This window comes from Luedemannella helvata, assembly GCF_039528415.1.
Taxonomy (GTDB): Bacteria; Actinomycetota; Actinomycetes; order Mycobacteriales; family Micromonosporaceae; genus Luedemannella; species Luedemannella helvata.
The window spans coordinates 1-17,631 of the sequence record NZ_BAAALS010000052.1 but is presented as its reverse complement, the minus strand read 5'-3'; the positions used below and the strand labels follow the sequence as shown (position 1 = coordinate 17,631).

15 protein-coding genes and 2 pseudogenes are annotated in these 17,631 nt (G+C 70.1%); 11 read left to right on the top strand and 6 right to left on the bottom strand.

What is annotated here, in order from left to right; all coding sequences use genetic code 11:
• Positions 1-542: 542 nt before the first annotated feature.
• Complete coding sequence (locus tag ABD191_RS27720; protein WP_344088513.1) at positions 543-1,970, bottom strand: extracellular catalytic domain type 1 short-chain-length polyhydroxyalkanoate depolymerase; 1,428 nt, start codon at positions 1,968-1,970, stop codon at positions 543-545.
• A gap of 209 nt (positions 1,971-2,179) precedes the next feature.
• Between ABD191_RS27720 and ABD191_RS27715 the strand changes: the two genes are divergently transcribed.
• Positions 2,180-2,638, top strand: coding sequence for a MarR family winged helix-turn-helix transcriptional regulator (locus ABD191_RS27715; protein ID WP_344088510.1), 459 nt, complete (start codon positions 2,180-2,182; stop codon positions 2,636-2,638).
• 25 nt (positions 2,639-2,663) lie between these two features.
• Here the strand turns inward: ABD191_RS27715 and ABD191_RS27710 are convergent, their stop codons facing one another.
• Positions 2,664-3,473 carry a PaaX family transcriptional regulator gene (locus ABD191_RS27710; RefSeq protein WP_344088507.1) on the bottom strand — a complete coding sequence of 270 codons (810 nt, stop codon included), beginning with the start codon at positions 3,471-3,473 and terminating at the stop codon, positions 2,664-2,666.
• A gap of 167 nt (positions 3,474-3,640) precedes the next feature.
• On the opposite strand from ABD191_RS27710, the gene ABD191_RS27705 reads away from it, so the two are divergent.
• The 9 genes from ABD191_RS27705 to ABD191_RS27665 are packed head-to-tail and all read left to right on the top strand — an operon-like array spanning position 3,641 to position 11,780.
• Entirely contained in the window at positions 3,641-4,846 is a 1,206-nt protein-coding gene (locus ABD191_RS27705; RefSeq protein ID WP_344088504.1) for an ABC transporter substrate-binding protein, read from the top strand.
• Positions 4,847-4,855: 9 nt separating this feature from the next.
• Positions 4,856-5,626, top strand: a complete 771-nt coding sequence (locus tag ABD191_RS27700; protein WP_344088501.1) for an ABC transporter ATP-binding protein — start codon at positions 4,856-4,858, stop codon at positions 5,624-5,626.
• The gene (locus tag ABD191_RS27695) at positions 5,623-6,297 is read left to right on the top strand and encodes an ABC transporter ATP-binding protein (RefSeq protein ID WP_344088498.1); all 675 of its coding nucleotides are present in this window, start codon (positions 5,623-5,625) and stop codon (positions 6,295-6,297) included. The genes ABD191_RS27700 and ABD191_RS27695 overlap by 4 nt, the downstream gene beginning before the upstream one ends.
• On the top strand, positions 6,297-7,154 hold the full coding sequence (locus ABD191_RS27690) for a branched-chain amino acid ABC transporter permease (RefSeq protein WP_344088495.1): 858 nt from the start codon (positions 6,297-6,299) through the stop codon (positions 7,152-7,154). Before ABD191_RS27695 ends, ABD191_RS27690 begins: the two co-directional genes overlap by 1 nt.
• Positions 7,151-8,110, top strand: a complete 960-nt coding sequence (locus ABD191_RS27685; RefSeq protein ID WP_344088492.1) for a branched-chain amino acid ABC transporter permease — start codon at positions 7,151-7,153, stop codon at positions 8,108-8,110. The genes ABD191_RS27690 and ABD191_RS27685 overlap by 4 nt, the downstream gene beginning before the upstream one ends.
• Positions 8,101-9,009 (top strand): SDR family NAD(P)-dependent oxidoreductase, encoded by a 909-nt coding sequence (locus ABD191_RS27680; RefSeq protein WP_344088490.1) that lies wholly within the window; start codon positions 8,101-8,103, stop codon positions 9,007-9,009. Before ABD191_RS27685 ends, ABD191_RS27680 begins: the two co-directional genes overlap by 10 nt.
• Positions 9,006-9,881, top strand: a complete 876-nt coding sequence (locus ABD191_RS27675) for an amidohydrolase family protein (protein ID WP_344088488.1) — start codon at positions 9,006-9,008, stop codon at positions 9,879-9,881. The genes ABD191_RS27680 and ABD191_RS27675 overlap by 4 nt, the downstream gene beginning before the upstream one ends.
• A complete protein-coding gene (locus tag ABD191_RS27670) occupies positions 9,874-11,325 on the top strand; it encodes an acyl-CoA synthetase (protein WP_344088485.1) in 1,452 nt (483 codons plus the stop codon). The genes ABD191_RS27675 and ABD191_RS27670 overlap by 8 nt, the downstream gene beginning before the upstream one ends.
• Entirely contained in the window at positions 11,322-11,780 is a 459-nt protein-coding gene (locus ABD191_RS27665; RefSeq protein WP_344088482.1) for a MaoC family dehydratase, read from the top strand. The genes ABD191_RS27670 and ABD191_RS27665 overlap by 4 nt, the downstream gene beginning before the upstream one ends.
• Positions 11,781-11,854: 74 nt before the next feature.
• Here ABD191_RS27665 and ABD191_RS27660 read toward each other — a convergent pair whose 3' ends face one another.
• The 3 genes and pseudogenes from ABD191_RS27660 to ABD191_RS29360 all read right to left on the bottom strand — a co-directional run.
• A complete protein-coding gene (locus ABD191_RS27660; protein ID WP_344088519.1) occupies positions 11,855-12,373 on the bottom strand; it encodes a cellulose binding domain-containing protein in 519 nt (172 codons plus the stop codon).
• Positions 12,350-13,726 (bottom strand): annotated as a pseudogene (locus ABD191_RS29365) (glycoside hydrolase family 6 protein); the annotation flags it as partial. The gene ABD191_RS27660 and the pseudogene ABD191_RS29365, both read right to left, overlap by 24 nt.
• Positions 13,727-13,756: 30 nt before the next feature.
• Positions 13,757-14,515, bottom strand: a pseudogene (locus ABD191_RS29360) (glycoside hydrolase family 6 protein); the annotation flags it as partial.
• Between the two features lie 605 nt (positions 14,516-15,120).
• Between ABD191_RS29360 and ABD191_RS27650 the strand changes: the two are divergent.
• Positions 15,121-16,134, top strand: a complete 1,014-nt coding sequence (locus ABD191_RS27650; protein WP_344088479.1) for a LacI family DNA-binding transcriptional regulator — start codon at positions 15,121-15,123, stop codon at positions 16,132-16,134.
• 116 nt (positions 16,135-16,250) lie between these two features.
• Here ABD191_RS27650 and ABD191_RS27645 read toward each other — a convergent pair whose 3' ends face one another.
• On the bottom strand, positions 16,251-17,597 hold the full coding sequence (locus ABD191_RS27645; RefSeq protein ID WP_344088516.1) for a glycoside hydrolase family 10 protein: 1,347 nt from the start codon (positions 17,595-17,597) through the stop codon (positions 16,251-16,253).
• Positions 17,598-17,631 lie beyond the last annotated feature (34 nt).

The following is a 17,631-nucleotide window of genomic DNA, read 5'->3' as shown; positions in this document are numbered from 1 at the left end:
CCGAAGTACCGACCCGACTGCGCGGCAGCGGCACCCAGCGTGCTCTCGGCAGCGGACGCGGTCGTCGCCACCACGAACGTGGCGGCGGCTACGCCCCCGACGGTCAGCGCGGCCGCCGCGGTGGTCAGCGCCACCCGGAACCGGCCGCGTCTGGTTAAAGGTCTCATGACACTCCTCTGATGCGGGACGAAGGGATGCGCAAGCTTCCGGCCGGGTGTTCGGCGCTGCCGCTTTGGGTGGATTGCGAGTCGCGCTCGTCGCGGCCCCTGAACCAGCGCCGAAACTTTCGGGTTAATGTCCGAAACTGACTGGACGATACCCACGGCCAATCGGAACGTCAATGGTCGTCAATGCCTGGTGTCGACAGCTGTGCGCCCTGCCGCGGGACCGGTCGGTAGTCATGCACGCAGGGCACGTTCTCGATCACCGCCCCTATCGACACTTCGACAGAAACTTTTGGTCGCGACGCTGTGTCGCGTGCGTCTCCATAAGGGCGACCCGCGGTAGCCCGGTGTCGTGGGGCTACCGCGGGTCGCTCGTGGTTACACGACGGCGCAGGCGACGCCGTTGAGGCTGAAGCTGGCCGGCTTTCCGCCGTTACCGGTGTGCGTGGCTTGGAAGCCGATGGTGGTTGACCCGCCAGCGGCGATGGTCGGGTTGTAGCTGACGTTCCTGGCGGTCACCTGGCCGCTGCTGGGGGTGTAGGTGGCGTTCCAGCCACCGGTGATGTTCTGTCCGCTGGGGAGGGTGAACACCAGCGACCAACCGTTGATCGTGGACGTGCCCGTGTTGGTGATGGTGATGTTCTCGACCAGGCCGTTGTTCCAGGCGGTGAGCTCCGTGGACACCCGGCACCCGCCGCCGACGGGCTGGCTGGTCACGGGAGCGCTGGTCACCACAGCACTGGTCACCGGAGCACTCGTCACGGGAGCACTCGTCACGGGAGCACTCGTCACGGGAGCGCTGGTCGGCGGGCGGGTCGTCACGGGGGCGCTGGTCGGCGGAGCGGTGCTCGGACGGTTCGAGGTCGGGGTGCCACCGGTCAGACCGAAGAACTGGATGGCGACAGCGGCCTGGCCGCTCTGCGGCAGGCTGTGCCCGGCCCCCTGGATGCTGTACGCCTCCACGAGGACGTTGCCGGAGCCGTCGGCGTACCGACGCCGGTTCCAGCCGTTCTGCGGAGTGTCCGACGACGTCGGGGTCTGGCTGAGCCCGAACACGTTCGTCCACTGCTCGATCGTCTCCTGCAGCAGCGAGTACGGCACCAGGGTGTCGTTCGTGCCGTGCCACAGCTGCACCCGCGGGCGGGCACCGGAGTACCCCGGGTACGCCGCACGCACGGCGTCGCCCCACTGCTGCGGGGTACGGTTCATGTTGCCACCGGTGCACTGGCTGCTGCCCGGCGCGTAGTCGGCCGCGTTGGCGAAGCAGTTGAACGGAACGCCCATGAACGCGGCCCCGGCCTTGAACACGTCGGGGTAGAGGGCGAGCATGTGGTTGGTCATCATGCCACCCGACGAACTACCCGTGGCGAAGACCCGGTTCGGGTCCCCACCATAGGTCTGCTGCACGTAGGTGATCATCGACACGATCGAGACCGGGTCGCTGCCACCGCCCCGACGCTTGGAGGCGTCCGACCATGTGTCAAAGCACTTGCCGAACCCGGCCTGCTGCTGGGCACTCGGATAGATCACGATGTAGCCGTACCGGTCGGCCAGGGAGGCGAACTCACTGCCCGAGTAGAAACCCGGACCCGAGCCCCCACAGCCATGCATGGCCACTACGATCGCCGGGTTGGCCGGCCGGTTGTCCGGCACGTAGACATGCATCTGCATGCCACCCGGGTTGTTCCCGAAGTTCGTTACCTGCACCAGGCTCGCCGCCGCCGCGGGGTGCGCCACCACCACCGCCACGACCGCGCTCGCCGCCGCGACAACCGCGCCGGTCACTATCGCTGTCAGTCGTTTCATCCGCTCGCCCTCCTCGCAGAGAACATCGATATTGATCGCTAGGACCGTAGGCCCAGAGCCGGGCCTGGTCAAGCGGTGGCACCGATAGAAAGCTTGTGCAGCAACGGCTTCCGTTTAATGTCAAGGAACTTGTCATCAAGTTCCTTGACACAGGGTTTGGAACTTCCACTGGCCGTGATTGATCGATGCCGGGCGGTATCGTAGCCACTGTGACGAACCGCCATGACTCCACCGATGACCCTTCGACGCCGCGCATCAGCTACCTGGTGTTCCGGCTGGAGCGCAGAATCCGGGCGCATCTGGACGAGGCGTTGGCGCGCCACGGCATCACGACCACCGAGTACATGGCGCTCAGCGAGCTGCGCATCCGCGACGGGCTCTCCTCCGCGCAACTGGCCCGCATCGCGTTCGTCACCCCACAGGCGATGAGCCTGGTCATCCGCGACCTGGAGGACCGGGAGCTGGTCCGGCGCACCCCGGACCCGAGCCAGCGCCGGGTGCTGCGCACCAGCCTCACCCGCAAGGGGCAGAACACCCTGCGGCGCTGCGACCAGGCCCTGGACGGCATCGAGGGCGGGATGCTGGGCGACGTCGACATCCCGACGCGCAAGACGTTGGCCGAGACCCTCACGGAGTGTGCCCGGTCGCTGCGCACCAACGCCTCATAGCCGCCCGCGGCCGGGCGCCCGGCGGCTACTCGTCGGGAATCGTGTCGAGGACCTTCTCGGCGACTGTCCGGGCGCCCGCGTTGAGCCCACGGGCGAGCCGGTGGAACAGGTCCTGGGCACGCACCGCGGGCCAGTCCGGCGGCAGGTGCCGCACCGGCAGCCGCGGATCGCGCCGGATGATCTGCAGCCAATCGGTCACCAGCCCGAGCTTGGCCGCGAGCGGATCGGCCGGCGGCGAACCGTCCCAACGCTCGAGGAAATCCTCGTAGCGGACGGCCAGCCCGGCCAGGTCCCACGTGTCGCGAACGAGTCGGTCGACATCAGTGACCTGGTCGGCCGTCGCCCGGAACACCCGCACCTGCGTGGTCAGCCCGAGGCCGGCGACGATCCCGCTCACCTCGGGGGCGCCCGGCGCGATCCACAGGCCGCCCTGCAACGGCCCGAACCCGGCCCAGCCCAGCTGGGAACGCAGGTCGTGGCGCTCCCGCTGCCAGGACCCTGGCAGCGAGAACCCCAGCAGCGTCCAGGTGCCGTCCCAGTCCTGGTTGACCGCCCCGGTCTGCCAGATCCGCTCGGCCCCCTCCTCCAGGATCCGGATGGAGCGCTCGGTCAGGCCGAAGTACATCCGCCGGCCTAGCGGCTGGCGGCGCAGCAGTTCGTGGCCGACCATGCGGGTCAGCGTGGACCGGGTCGCGTGCTCCGACACGCCGGCCCGGCCGAGGACGTCGATCACGCTGCCGGAGGAGACGCAGACCCGCCGCCCCAGCACGTACTCGCCGAGGAACGCCAGCATGAGCGCCTGGGGACGACGTTGCGGCTGATCCTGGTCCGGCACGGGCTCAATGTTAGGCACATTCTTGACGCGCGTCATCAAACAACCTAACTTCATCCATACGTTTTCGCCGATATCTCTGGGACGGCGCAGCTTGCCGTCGCACGCGCGGCCCCACCGCGTCGTGCCGCATTCCCTCGACCTGCCAGCGCATTCGTACGGGAGGCCTCGTGCGACGCTCCTTTTCCGTCCCCCTTTCCATCGCCACCGTCGCGGCGGTCATGCTCGCCGCGGTGGGCTGTGACAGCACATCCTCGTCCGGGACCAGCGGGTCCGATCCCATCAAGGTGGGCGTCATCGTGTCGCTCACCGGCAACTACGCTCCACTCGGCAGCGAGGACAGAAAGTCCATCGAGCTGGCGGTGGAGCAGATCAACGAGAAGGGCGGGCTGCTCGGCCGCAAGATCGAGCTGACCGTGAAGGACGACAAGAGCCAGCCTGACCAGTCGGTGCTCGCCTTCAACGAGTTCAAGGGCGCCGGCGTGGTCGCCGTCATCGGCTCGCCGTTCTCCAACTCCGCGCTGGCCACCATCCCGCAGGTGGACCGCGCCAAGATTCCCTACATCTCGCTCACCCCGGCAGACGAGCAGGTCAAGCCGGTCCACCCGAACGTCTTCGTCGTGCCGGCCACCGCGGGCACCTACGGCGAGCGGATCCTGCAGTACTACCAGGCGCAGGGGTACACGAAGGTCGCGGTGGCCTACGACACCAAGAGTTCGTACGCCCAGGCGGGCTTCGCCGGCATGCAGGCGAAGGCGGCCACCTACGGGGTGAGCCTGGTCGCGACCGAACAGTTCCAGACCACGACGACCGAGTTCAGCGCGGTGCTCAACCGCGTGAAGTCCTCGGGCGCCCAGGCCCTGACCGTGTGGGCGACCGGGGCACCCGCCGTGGCGTTCGCCAAGCAGTACCCCACGGCCGGACTCGGCATCCCGCTGATGTTCACCGGCGCCCAGGCCAGCACGCTGTGGCTCCAGCCGACCGGGGCGGCCGCCGAGGGCGTGTACCTGGCCAGTTCGGTCAGCGTGGTGGGCGACGCGCTGCCGGCCGGCGCGCTGAAGCAGGCGATCGACGAGATGGCCGTCCCGTTCGCCGCCAAGCACGGGTATCCGCCGCCGCAGTTCGCGGGCGACGGGTACACGGGGGTGAAACTGCTCGCGGCGGCCGTGACCGGCGCGGGGAGCACCGACCCGGAGAAGATCAGGTCGGCTCTCGAAGGGCTCACCCTCACCACGCCGAACGGCACCTACCGCTACAGCGCGACCGACCACGCCGGCCTCGCGGCGACCTACATCGCCGTGGTCGTCGTCAAGGACGGCAAGTTCCAGGCGACCGACTGGGCCCGCGCCCAGTTGGCCACGGTAGCGGGTGGGTGAGGCGCCTCCGTGGACGTGGTACCACTGCTCTCCGTCGCCGGACTCGCCCGGCGGTTCGGCGGCGTCTACGCGGTGCGCCACGTCGACCTTGACGTGGCGCCCGGCGAGACGCACGCGGTAATCGGCCCCAACGGCGCCGGCAAGTCGACGCTGTTCCGGGTCATCGGTGGGCAGCTGCGGGCGTCGGCGGGAAGTGTCCGCTTCGACGGGGCGCCGGTCGACCGGCTACCGGCGCACCGGCGGGCCCGACTCGGCATCGCGGCGGTGTTCCAGGAGGCGCGCGTCTTTCGCGGCATGACCGTACGGGAGAACGTCATGACCGGCGCGCACGCGAGCACCACGGCGGGTCCGGTCGCGGCGGTGCTGCGCCTGGCGCGGCACCGCCGCGAGGAGCGTGAGATCGGCGACCGGGCCGCGACCGCGCTCAGCGAGGTGGGCCTGGACGACTGGGCGGACCGGCCGGCCGACGCGCTGCCCATCGGACAGCAGCGTGCCCTTCAGCTGGCCCGGGCGCTGTGTGCCCGACCCCGGCTGCTGTTGCTCGACGAACCGGCATCGGGACTGCGCGCCGCGGAGCGGGCGGCGCTGGCCGAGTTGATCGAGCGATTGCGCGCCGGCGGACTCAGCATCGTGTTGGTGGAGCATGACGTCGGGTTCGTGGCCCGGCTCGCGGACCGTGTCACGGTCCTCGAGCTGGGCCAGGTCATCGCGAGCGGCAGCTTCGCCTCGGTGCGTGCCGATCCCCGCGTCGCGCGGGCGTACCTGGGCGGGGCGGCATGACGAGCGCCGCCGACCCGGTCGTCGAGGTCGATGACCTCACGGTCAGATACGGCGCCGCCGTCGCGCTCGACGGGGTGGCGCTGCGCCTGCACGCGGGCGAGATGGTCGCGATCATCGGGCCCAACGGGGCCGGCAAGAGCACCCTCGTCAACGCCATCTGCGGGCTGCTCAAGCCCGCGGCCGGCCGGATCGCGGTCCGCGGCCGCACCGCCCTCGTGCCCGAGGGACGGCAGCTGTTCGCTCCGCTGAGCGTCGACGACAACCTCCGGCTCGGCGCCTGGCGTCGCCGCGACCGCGACACCTCGCAGGTCTATCACCTGCTGCCCGAACTGGTCCCGCTGCGCCACCGCCGGGCCGGGCTGCTCTCCGGCGGCGAGCAGCAGATGGTCGCGTTCGGCCGGGCGCTGATGGCCCGACCCGACGTGCTCGTCATCGACGAGATGTCCCTGGGCCTGGCCCCGCTCATCATCGACACCCTCGCCGGGCACCTGCGACGACGGCACGCCGCCGACGGTCTCGCGGTGCTGCTCATCGAGCAGAACGCCCGCCTCGCCCTCGACCTGTGTACGCGCGGGTACGTGCTGGAGGCGGGCCGCGTCGTCGCCGAGGGCACCTCGGCCGAACTCGCCGACAGCCCCGCGGTCGCGGACGCGTACCTCGGGGCCGCGTGATGGGCGCCCTGCTGCAGTACCTCGTCACGGGCGTCGGCATCGGCTGCGGGTACGCGCTGGTCGGCAGTGGTCTCGTGGTCATCCACCGGGTGACCCGGGTGGTGAACTTCGCCCAGGGCGCGTTCGCGGTCGTCGCCGCGCTCACCGTGTCCACCCTGCTCACGGCCGGCCTGCCGCACGGCGCGGCCGAGTCGCTCGCGGTGCTCCTCGCGGGTGTGGTGGGGCTGATCACCGGGGCGGTGGCGATCGGCAGACCGGGCACCACTCCCCAGGCCGCGCTCGTCGTGACCCTCGGGCTGGGCGTCTTCGCGTACGCGGTGGAGATCCTCGCGTGGGGTGATCAGCCGCGGTCGTTCGGCGGCGTGCCCGGATCGGTCCCGCTGGGCGACGCCCGCCTGCAATCGCACTACCTGCTCATCATCGGCGTGACCGCGGTCGTGCTCGCCGGGCTGGCGCTGCTGTTCGCCCGCACGGACGTCGGCCGGGCCCTCACCGCCACCGCCGCGAACCCCTACGCGGCGCGGGTCGTCGGCATCGGCGTCACCCGGATGGGCCTGATCGCCTTCGCCCTCGGCGGCATGCTCGGCGGCCTGGCGGGCGTCCTGCTCACACCGGTGCACCAGGTCTCATTCGACAGCGACGTGGTGCTCGTGGTCAACGGGTTCGCCGCCGCCATCCTCGGCAACCTGAGCCGGCCCGTCCTCACCCTCGTCGGCGGCCTGCTGCTCGGCGTCGTGGAGGTCCTCGTCGCCGGATACCTGAACAGCTCGTACCAGACCGAGGTGGCGCTGGTGTTCATGCTCGCGGTACTGATCGTCCGGGCCGGCCGCCACCCGGCGGCGGTGGAGGCGTCATGAAGATCGCGGTCACCCTGCTCGTCGCGGCCGCGACACTGGCGATTCCCCCGCTGCTGTCCGCGAGCCAGCTGACCATCTACATCCTCATCGGCGTCGCGGCCATGGCCACCGTCGGCCTGTCGCTCCTGTTGGGGTACGCCGGCCAGGTGTCCCTCGGCCAGGCGTCCTTCACCGCCATCGGCGGGTACACCGCCGCGCTGCTGGCGATCCACACCGGGTACCCGTGGCTCGGGCTGCTGGCGGCGCCCATCGCCGCCGCCGCGTGCGCCGCGCTGATCGGGGTGCCCATCCTGCGGCTGCGGGGACACCAGCTCGCCTTCGCGACCCTGGCCCTGCAGCTCATCCTGCTGTCCGTGCTGGACCAGGCGAGCTGGGCCGGCGGCGCCATCGGTCTGCAGGGCATTCCGCGGCTGTCGTTCGGCTCGATGGTGCTCGACTCGGATGTCGCCTACGCCTACCTGGCCTGGGTCGGTGTGGCGCTGACGATGGTGGTGGCCCGCAACCTCGTCGGTTCGCGGACCGGTCGAGGGCTGCGCGCGTTGGCCACCAGCGAGATCGGGGCCGCGGCCAGCGGCGTGCCCGTCGGCGGGTACCGGCTGCTGGTGTTCACCGTCTCGGCCGCGTTCGCCGGGCTGGCCGGCGGCATCTACGCCTTCTACGTCGGCTACCTGTCCCCCGGCTCCTTCCCGGTACTGCTGTCCATCCAGTACGTGGTGATGGCCGTGGTCGGCGGGCTGGGCACCATCTGGGGCGCGCTGCTCGGCACCGCCGTCGTGACCCTTCTCGTCCAGCTGCTCAGCACGCTGGCCACCCGGCCCGACATGCCGGACTACGCGCCCGCGGTGCTGTCGTACGCGGTCTACGCGGTGCTGCTGGTCATCACGGCCCTCTTCCTCCCACGAGGGCTGGCCGGCAGCGCGGCAACGAGAGGAAGGAAAGCCGACACATGGACCTGACGGGGAAGGTCGCGATCGTCACCGGCGCCGGGGCCGGGCTGGGCGCGGCGTACGCGCGGGCGCTCGGCGCGGCCGGCGCCGCGGTGGTGGTCAACGACGTCGACACGGACGCCGCCGCGCGCACCACGGACGACATCACGGCGGCCGGTGGGCGTGCCGTGGCGTCGGTCGGTGCCGTGGGCACCACCGAGGTCGCGCAAGGGCTCGTCGACTGCGCGGTGAAGGAGTACGGCCGCCTCGACGTGCTCGTCACCAACGCCGGCATCCTGCGCGACACCATGCTCTGGAAGATGACGGATGAGCAGTTCGACGACGTCGTCCGGGTGCACCTACGAGGCACGTTCACCTGTGTACGGGCGGCCGCCGTGCGGATGCGGGAGCAGGGCGACGGGGGTCGCGTCATCTGCGTCGGCTCACCCACCGGCCAGGTCGGCACGATCGGCCAGACCAACTACGCGGCGGCCAAGGCCGGCATCGTCGGCATGACCCGCACCTGGGCGATGGAGCTGAGCCGAGCCGGCATCACGGTCAACGCCGTGGTGCCGGTCGCGGCCACCGCCATGACGGCCACCGTGCCGTTCCTCAAGCCGTACGTCGAGGCGCTCGAGGCGGGCGAGCCACTGCCTCCGTACGCCCGGCGCGAGCTGGGCTTCGGTTCGCCGGACGACGCCGCCGGCCTGGTGGTGTTCCTCGCCTCGGACGCGGCCGCCGGCATCACCGGCCAAGCCGTCGGCATCGGCGGGGACCGGTTGGCGATCTGGTCGCACCCGCGGGAGGTGGCCGTAGAGTTCGCGCCGGGCAGCGGCTGGAGCGCGGACGCGATCGCGTCCATCTGGCCGGACCGGTTCGCCCCGCACCTGCAACGGCTCGGCCAGCAGTTCCCGGAGCCGCCGGCATGACGATCGACCCGGCGACGATCGAGGCGATCGACGCCCACGTGCACCTGGAGACGGACGGCCACGGGCACTACTCGCTCGACCGGGAACTGATGGACGCGTCGGCCGCCCACTTCCGAGCAAGCCACGCCCGTACGCCCACGGTCGACGAGATCGCCGCGTACTACCGGGAGCGGCGCATCGCCGCCGTGGTGTTCACAGTGGACGCGCGGACCGCGACCGGGCACCCGCCGCTCGACGGACACGAACTGCTCGCCCAGGTGGCCAGGCACCCGGACGTGCTCGTCCCATTCGCGTCCGTCGACCCGAACGAGGGGGCCGGTGCCGTCGACCGGCTGCGCGACCTGGCGGCGGCCGGGGCGCGGGGCCTCAAGCTGCATCCTTCGTTGCAGGGCTTCGCGCCCAACGTCGCGACGGCGTACCCCCTGTACGAGGCGGCCGGCGAGCTCGGCCTGCCGGTCCTGTTCCACAGCGGCCAGACGGGGATCGGGGCCGGCCTTCCCGGCGGGCGCGGCATCCGGCTGCGCTACTCCGATCCGATGCTCGTCGACGATGTGGCCGCCGACCTGCCGTCGCTCACCATCATCCTGGCCCATCCGGCCGTGCCCTGGCAGGACGAGGCGATCGCGGTCGCCACCCACAAGGCGAACGTCTTCGTCGACCTGTCCGGCTGGGCGCCGCGCTACTTTCCGGAACAGCTTGTGCGGGCCGTGAACGGTCCCTTGCGCCGCAAGGCGCTGTTCGGCTCCGACTTCCCCCTGATCACCCCCGACCGATGGCTCACGGAGTTCGGTCAGCTGGACATCAAGCCGGAGGTGCGCCCGCTCGTGCTGCGTGACAACGCCCTGCGGGTGCTGGGTCTCGGCCATGATTGACCTGGGACTGGGCAGTTGGCCCGCCCGCCGGGCCCGGATATCACCGCACGCGATCGCGCTGCGCGAGGCTGACCGTGAGGTGAGCTATGCCGAGCTGGCCGCCCGGGTGGACCGGCTCGCCGCCGGCCTCGCCGAGCTGGGCGTCCGCGCCGGCGACCGGGTGGCCTACCTCGGACCCAACGCGATCGCGACGTTCGAGGCGCTGTTCGCGGCCGGCCGGCTGGGCGCCGTCTTCGTTCCGCTCAACACCCGGCTCGCCCCGCCGGAGATCTTCGCTCAGCTGGCGGACTGCACGCCCGCGGTGCTGATCCACGCGCCGGAGCTGAGGCCACCCGATGACGGGCGCGCCATGCTGACGGTCGAGGAGTTCTCCGCGCTCGCCGACACCCCGGGCGACCCGCCCGACGAGGACGTGGATTTAGCCCAGGCGGCCGTCATCCTCTACACCAGCGGGACCACCGGCCGGCCCAAGGGCGTCGTGCTCACCCACAACAACCTCACCTTCAACACGATCAACCAGCTCGCGCATGTCGACGTGCTCTCCACGGACGTGGTGCTGTGCACCGCCCCGCTGTTCCACGCGGCCGGGCTCGGCCAGGTCAGTCTTCCCACGCTCTTCAAGGGAGGCACCGTGGTCGTCGCCCCGCGCTTCGACCCGGGCTGGCTGCTGGAGGCCGTCGCCGAGCAGCGCATCCGGGCGTTCTCCGCGGTACCGACGATGCTGCAGATGCTGTGCGAGCACCCGGACTGGCCCGCGGCCGACCTGTCCTCGCTGCGCTACGTCATCTACGGCGGGTCGCCGGTCGTCGAGTGGGTGGCCCGCGCCTGGCACGCCCGCGGCGTGCCCATCCTGCAGGGCTACGGGATGACCGAGGCGGCGCCCGGTGCGCTGCTCGCCCCCTTGTCCGGCGCGGCGGACAAGCCGACGTCGCCCGGCGTGCCGCACTTCTTCACCGACATCGAGATCGGCCAGGACGGGCAGCTTCTCGTGCGCGGACCCAACCTGTCCCCCGGCTACTGGCGACGGCCACGGGAGACCGCGGAGGCCTTCCACCGGGGCTGGTTCCGGAGCGGGGACCTCGTGCGCCTGGACGACGACGGCTGGGCCACCGTCCTCGGACGGATGACGGACATGTACATCTCCGGCGGCGAGAACGTCTATCCGGCAGAGGTCGAGGCAGCCCTTGCCGAGCTTCCCGGGGTCGCCGCCTGCGCGGTGGTCGGCGTGCCGCACGCGCGCTGGGGCGAGGTCGGCTTCGCCCTGGTCGTACCCCGGCCGGACGCGGACCTGGACGAGGCCGCGATCAGCGAGCATCTCGTGGCCCGGATGGCCCGCTACAAGGTGCCCCGGTACATCCGTTTCGTGGAGGACCTGCCGCGCACCGCGAGCGGGAAGGTCCGCAAGTCCGAACTGCCCGCGCTGATTCCTGAGGAGAACCCGTGACCACTGTCGTTGACACACTGGACGACCTGCGCCCCCTCGTCGGAACCAGCCTCGGGTCCAGCTCGTGGGTGAAGGTCGACCAGATCCGCATCGACGCGTTCGCGGACGCGACCGGCGACCATCAGTGGATCCACGTCGACCCCGCGCGCGCGGCGTCCGGTCCGTTCGGCACCACCGTGGCTCACGGGTACCTCACGCTGTCCCTGCTCATTCCCCTGTGGACCGAGATCCTCACGGTCCACTCCGTACACACGAAGGTCAACTACGGCCTGGGTAAGGTACGGTTCCCCGCTCCGGTGCCGGCCGGGTCCCTCGTCAGGGCCACCGCGACCTTGGCCGCCCTCGACGACGTCGAGGGCGGCGCGCAGCTCACGGTCGACGTGGTGATCCACCGCGAGGGCGCCGACAAGCCGGTCTGTGTCGCGCAACCCATCTTCCGCTTCTTCGACCGGTAGGCGGGACGCCGAACGCGAAGGGTGCCCGGCGCGTATGCGCCGGGCACCCTTGCTGTACTGCGGATCTTCGTGGGCTATGTGCAGGTCACCGTCGGCACCGCGGTGGCGTCGCCGCCAGCACCGAGGAAGCCGAAGGTGGTCGTGGCATTCGCGGCGAGCGAGCCGTTCCAGGACATGTTCGTCACTGTCACGTTCGAGCCGCTCGTGCTCAACTGACCGCTCCACAGCTGGGTGATGGTCTGGCCGCTGGGCAGCGTCCAGGTCGCCCGCCAACTCGTGATGGCCGAGGAGCCGGCCTTCACGGTGACCTCACCCTGGAAGCCACCCGGCCACGAGTTGATCAGCTTGTAGGTGGCCGAGCAGGAGCCCGTCACCGGCGGACCGCTGGTGGGCGGGTTGCTGGTCGGCGGCCGGCTGGTGGGCGGGTTGCTCGTCGGCGGGTTGCTCGTCGGCGGGTTGCTGGTGGGCGGGTTGCTCGTCGGCGGGTTACTCGTCGGCGGCCGGCTGGTCGGCGGGTTGCTCGTCGGCGGGTTACTCGTCGGCGGCCGGCTCGTCTGGATCACCCCGTCGAGCGGCGGGTAGGCGTTGGCCATGAGCTCGCGGAACTGGGCCGAGAACCACGCACCCGAGATGGGGGCGTTGGCCAGCGCGCCGGTCATGCTGTTGCCGTTGCGGTCGTTGCCGGTGTACGTCGGGTCGCACATCCGGTCGAAGCCCTTCCCGTCGGAGTTCGGGATCTCCGAGGAGGAACCGTCGGACTCGCCCGGGGGCTTGATCCAGACGTAGGCGTCGATACCGGAGGCCGGCGCGGCGGTCGGCCGCTCACCCAGGCCCGCACCGGACTGGTTGCACCAGTTGCCGGCGTGGATGCGCCGGTCGATGCGGCCACCGTTGACATAGGCGTCCACCGACGTGGTGGGGCCGGGGCCCGTCGGGCGGGCCGAGCCACCCCAGCCGTTGCGGCTGGTGTCGATCAGCATGCCGATGCTCGACGGGAAGCCCTTGCCGATCAACTGGTTGCGGAACGCCTGCGCGAAGGTCAGCTCGTCGGCGTACATGTTCCAGTCGAACCACTTGGCCTGACGCACCGACGTGCCGTTCACCGTGTCGGTGATCTTGACGTAGGGCTCCGACAGCGCGGAGTAGTTCGCCGTGTTCGTGATGAAGCCGGCGACGTTGTTCACGGAGCCCGACTTCACCACGGTGGAGTACATGAGCTCAGCCGTGGGACCGGAGTTGCTGTCCCAGCCGATCCAGCCGTGGTGCGCCGCGTCCACGTAGTTGTAGACGTTGCTGAGCGCACCCAGCTTGTTGAGGGCGTACGCGATGCCGTCAACGTAGGCACCGTTGGACTTCATCTCGGCGCACGCCGCCAGGTTGGTGTTGGTGACCAGGTTCGGCAGCGAGTCGACCTCGATGACGTTGATGATCCGCAGGCCCCGGAACTTCGGCAGGCCCTGGATCGCCGCGATCGGGTCGATGTACTCCGCCTTGTACCGCGACAGCTCGTTCGCCTTCAGCTCACCGTTCGACGCGAGCGCGGAGCAGTCACGACCCGGCAGGTTGTAGATCACGAACTGCGCGTACGTGGCACCCTGCGCCACCGCGGCGTCCAGGTGGTCCTCCAGGCCCATCGGTCCGTTGGACTGGCTGTTGGCCGTACCCTCGATCGCGGCGATGCGGTCGAGCCACACCGCGGTCGGCTGGTTCGACACCCGCGTGCCGCCCGGCTCGGCGGCGGCCTTGGCAGACCACTCCGGGTTCACGTAGCCCTTGCCGCCCACGAACGGGTTGTCCACCCGCGGCGCGGCCGAGACCGGCGGAAGGCTGGTGCTCGCGGACCGGGTCGTCGGGGCGGCCGAGGTGGTGACCGGCGCCCGGGTCGTCGGCGCGCTGGACGACGGCGCCGCGACGCCGTTGGCCAGGCTGTAGGCCAGGGTCGGCTGGAACGAGCCGGCGGTGAACGCGCAGCCGTCCGCCTCGCCCGGGGGCTTCACCCAGATGTAGCCGTCGATGTTGGCGTTGCCCGTGTTCAGCGTCGGGTACTGGCCGATGCGGCGGTCGGTGTTGTCGTCCGCGCACCAGTCACCCGCGGCACCGCCGTTGCGGCTGGTGTCGATGATCTGGCGCTTGCCGGTCACGCCCGCGCTGTTGAGCGCGTTGATGATGGCGTTTCCGTACGAGGCCTCGGCCGAGGTGGGCTGGAAGTTCGACACGTTGGTGTAGAACCCGTCGGCGTACTGGATGCCCGCGTTGCGCAGGCGGTTCGCCTGCTCGGACGCGGAGTTCCAGGCCGAGTGGCCACCGTCGAGGTAGACCTTGGCGTTGCCGTTGGCGGCCTTGATGTCACGCACGGCCGTGGACAACGCGTTGTTGCGCTCCGCGATGCCGTTGGCGTCCAGGCAGGTCAGCAGCGCGAGGGAGTCGGTCTCGAGGATGATGATGACGGTCTGGCTGCCCAGTGCGGGCGCGAAGGTGCGCACCCACTGGTTGTAGGTGGGCAGGTCCGGCGCGCCGCCGGAGCTGGCGCCGCCACAGTCACGGTTGGTGATGCCGTAGACGGACATGACCGGGACCTGGCCGGCCGCGTTCGCGGCGTTGATGTACGAACCAACCTCGGAAGCGGCCGTCGCCATGTTGACGTTGGCGAACCAACGCGCGGCGGGCTGGCTGGCGATGTTGGTGTTGATGACGTTGCGGCGCGAGTCGTTCGGGTTCGCGGCGACCCACTTCATAACGCCGGCGTCCGGGTCGCGGTACATGGTGCCGGACAGTGTGCCGGCGTTGGCTGACGTGGTCGCCAGCCACACGCTGCTCGCCGCGAGCGCGGCGACGGCAACGCCGGCAATGACCGTCGTTCGTCGCCTACGGCGTCTCAAGACTCCTTGGAACACGTTGCTGCCTTCCCTGAGAGCGAAATGACGCTAGCGAGGTCGACGCGCCGGGGCCGGGCAACCCCGAGCGCGTCGCTTCCTCCTCCTGAGCGGCGGATCCACCGGGGTCACCAGCAGTGGGTCCAGTGAAGTCGACAGATCAACCACCGTCAGTCGGGAACGGGGGCCGATCCGAGAAAAGCTCGTCCACCCGGAAGCGCTTCCATAGATAAACCTGCCCGTCCCCGAGGACGTGATCGTGACATCGGCTTCTGACTTGCGTCAATACGGCCTGCGTCAGACCATCGTGATCACAACCCATAGACAATCTTCAAAAAACTGGAAGCGCTTCCAGTACGTGCAGGTATCCGCGTCGCGGTGGCCTCGATACACTCGCCGCGACGTGGGGGCCGGGTTCCGCGACAACAGGAACTTGCACGCCGGCGAGGAAAGGACACCCAGTACCGATGGCGACTAACGCGCCGCGACGGCAGCCCACCCTCGACGAGGTCGCCAAACGGGCCGGCGTTTCCAGGACCGCCGCGTCGCGGGTCATCAACAACGCCCCCCATGTCAGCCGCGCCAAGCGCGAGGCCGTCGAGCGGGCCATCAGCGACCTGGGCTACATCCCCAGTCGCACGGCGCAGGCGCTCGCCACCCAGAAGACCAACGTGATCGCCCTGGCCATAGCCGGCGACGATCCGGCACTGTTCGCCGATCCGTTCTTCGGCCGGGTCATCGTCGGCGTCTCCGCCGCGCTGGAGGACACCGACCTGCATCTCATGCTGTGCCTGGCCGCGTCCGAACGGGGCCAGGCCCGGTTCCGGAGCCTGCTCCGTACGCGTGGGGCCGACGGCGTCATGCTCATGGCGTTGCGCGGCGAGGACCCCCTCGTGCGCATCGCACGGCAGGCCGGGCTGCCCACGGTCTTCGGCGGCCGGCCACTGCGCGGTGAACCGAGCTGGTACGCGGACGCCGACAACTACGGCGGCGCGAGAACGGCCACCGAGTACCTGATCAGTCTCGGCCGTACCCGCATCGCCGCCATCACCGGCCTGGCCGACACCGACGTGAGCGAAGCGCGCCACCGCGGTTATACCGAGGCCATGGCCATGGCGGGGCTCGTCCCCTATGCCGAACACGCGGGAGACTTCACGGAGCACAGCGGCGCCGCGGCCATGACCGCCCTGCTCGCCACCCATCCGCAGCTTGACGCGGTGTTCGCCGCGAACGACAACATGGCCGCCGGAGCCTTGCGCGTGCTGCGCCAATCCGGCCGTACCGTGCCCGACGACGTCGCCGTCGTCGGGTTCGACGACCTCGCCATCGCGGCCCACACCGATCCACCCCTGACGACGATCCACCAGCCGATACAGGATCTGGGCAGGGAGATGACCCGCATGCTCCTCGCCCTGCTCGCTGGCCAAAGTCCCAGTCCGCTCATCCTGCCGACGAAACTGATCAAACGCGGATCGGCCTGACCGTACGGCCGTGGGCACCGCCGCCCAGACGCGGACGGCGGTGCCCGTTGGCTCGAGTGTCGGTCGCCGGCCTTCCGTAACCGGCCCCTACCGGCTCACGACGACTCGAATGGCGGTCAGGTGACGCTGCAGCTGACCGTGGGCCAGGTCCAGTTGCCGTTAGTCATGATCGTCACGCCGAAGTTGTTGCCGCTACCGTTCGGGGTGGCGACCATGACCTGGCTGCTCGGCCACTGGGCGTTGACGTTCCAGGTAGCGCTGATCCGCGCCGGCGACGGCACGTTCATCGTCACCCTCCAGGAGTTCGAGCCGGAGACCGAAACATTCAGGTTGTACCGGTCGCCCCACACCTGCCCGGCCGACAGCGTCGCGGTGCAGCTGCCACCGCCGCCCGGCGCCGTCGTGGTGCCCGCCGTCGTGGTCGGCGGGTTCGACGGGTTCGTCGGCGTACCACCGTTGAGGGCGTTCAGCGTGGAGGTGTAGGCGGCCTTCTTGTTGCCCGACCCGTCGAACAGCAGCGGGGTACCGCTGGCCCGCCACGAGTCGGTGTCCCGCACGCCCCAGACCGTGATGCCGTTGCAGCGCGTCACAGCCAGGCAGTCGTTGACCACGGCGGCGTACGTGTTGGCCTGCGAGGTGCCCGAGCCCTCGATGTCGAGCTCGGTGATCTGCACGTCCACGCCGAGGTCGGCGAAGCTCTGCAGCGTGGTGCGGTAGTTGGAGTTGTACGGCGAGTTGGCGTTGAAGTGCGACTGGAAGCCCACGCAGTCGATCGGCACGCCGCGGGACTTGAAGTCGCGGACCATGTTGTAGACGGCCTGCGTCTTGGCCCAGGTCCAGTTGTCGGTGTTGTAGTCGTTGTAGCAGAGCTTCGCGGCCGGGTCGGCGTTGCGGGCGGTACGGAAGGCGACCTCGATCCAGTCGTTACCGGTGCCCTGCAGGTTCGAGCTACGGCGTGCTCCGCTGTTGCCGTCCTCGAAGGCCTCGTTGACGACGTCCCAGGCGTAGATCCTGCCCTTGTAGTAGCCCATGACCCCGTTGATGTGGTCGATCATGGCCTGCCGCAGGTTCGACCCGGACAGGCTCTGCATCCAGCCGGGCTGCTGGGCGTGCCAGGCCAGCGTGTGACCGCGAACTCTCTTGCCGTTCTGGACGGCCCAGTTGTAGACGCGGTCAGCGTTGCTGAAGTTGAACTGCCCCCGGTTGGGCTCGGTGGCGTCGATCTTCATCTCGTTCTCGGCGGTCACCATGTCGAACTCGCGGTTGGCGATCGTGGTGTAGGTGGAGTCGCCGAGCCTGCTCGTGCTGATCGCGGTGCCGAAGTACCGACCGGTGCGGTTCGCGGCCGCCTTCAGCGTCGTGCCGGCCTGACCCGACGGCTGCGTGGTCGGCGCGGTCGTCTGCGCCGCGGTGGTGACCGGCGCCGCGGAGGTCTGCGGGCTGCCGCCGTCGCTGACGGTGATGTTGGAGCTGCCGCTGCTCTGGTAGCCCTCGGTC

Excerpts from the sequence above, each read along its gene's own strand:
- ABD191_RS27650 (WP_344088479.1), top strand. The coding sequence starts at position 15,121 with ATGGCGACTAACGCGCCGCGACGGCAGCCCACCCTCGACGAGGTCGCC.
- ABD191_RS27670 (WP_344088485.1), top strand. The coding sequence starts at position 9,874 with ATGATTGACCTGGGACTGGGCAGTTGGCCCGCCCGCCGGGCCCGGATA.
- ABD191_RS27680 (WP_344088490.1), top strand. The coding sequence starts at position 8,101 with ATGGACCTGACGGGGAAGGTCGCGATCGTCACCGGCGCCGGGGCCGGG.
- ABD191_RS27675 (WP_344088488.1), top strand. The coding sequence starts at position 9,006 with ATGACGATCGACCCGGCGACGATCGAGGCGATCGACGCCCACGTGCAC.
- ABD191_RS27695 (WP_344088498.1), top strand. The coding sequence starts at position 5,623 with ATGACGAGCGCCGCCGACCCGGTCGTCGAGGTCGATGACCTCACGGTC.
- ABD191_RS27685 (WP_344088492.1), top strand. The coding sequence starts at position 7,151 with ATGAAGATCGCGGTCACCCTGCTCGTCGCGGCCGCGACACTGGCGATT.
- ABD191_RS27690 (WP_344088495.1), top strand. The coding sequence starts at position 6,297 with ATGGGCGCCCTGCTGCAGTACCTCGTCACGGGCGTCGGCATCGGCTGC.
- ABD191_RS27720 (WP_344088513.1), bottom strand. The coding sequence starts at position 1,970 with ATGAAACGACTGACAGCGATAGTGACCGGCGCGGTTGTCGCGGCGGCG.
- ABD191_RS27660 (WP_344088519.1), bottom strand. The coding sequence starts at position 12,373 with ATGGCCAACGCCTACCCGCCGCTCGACGGGGTGATCCAGACGAGCCGG.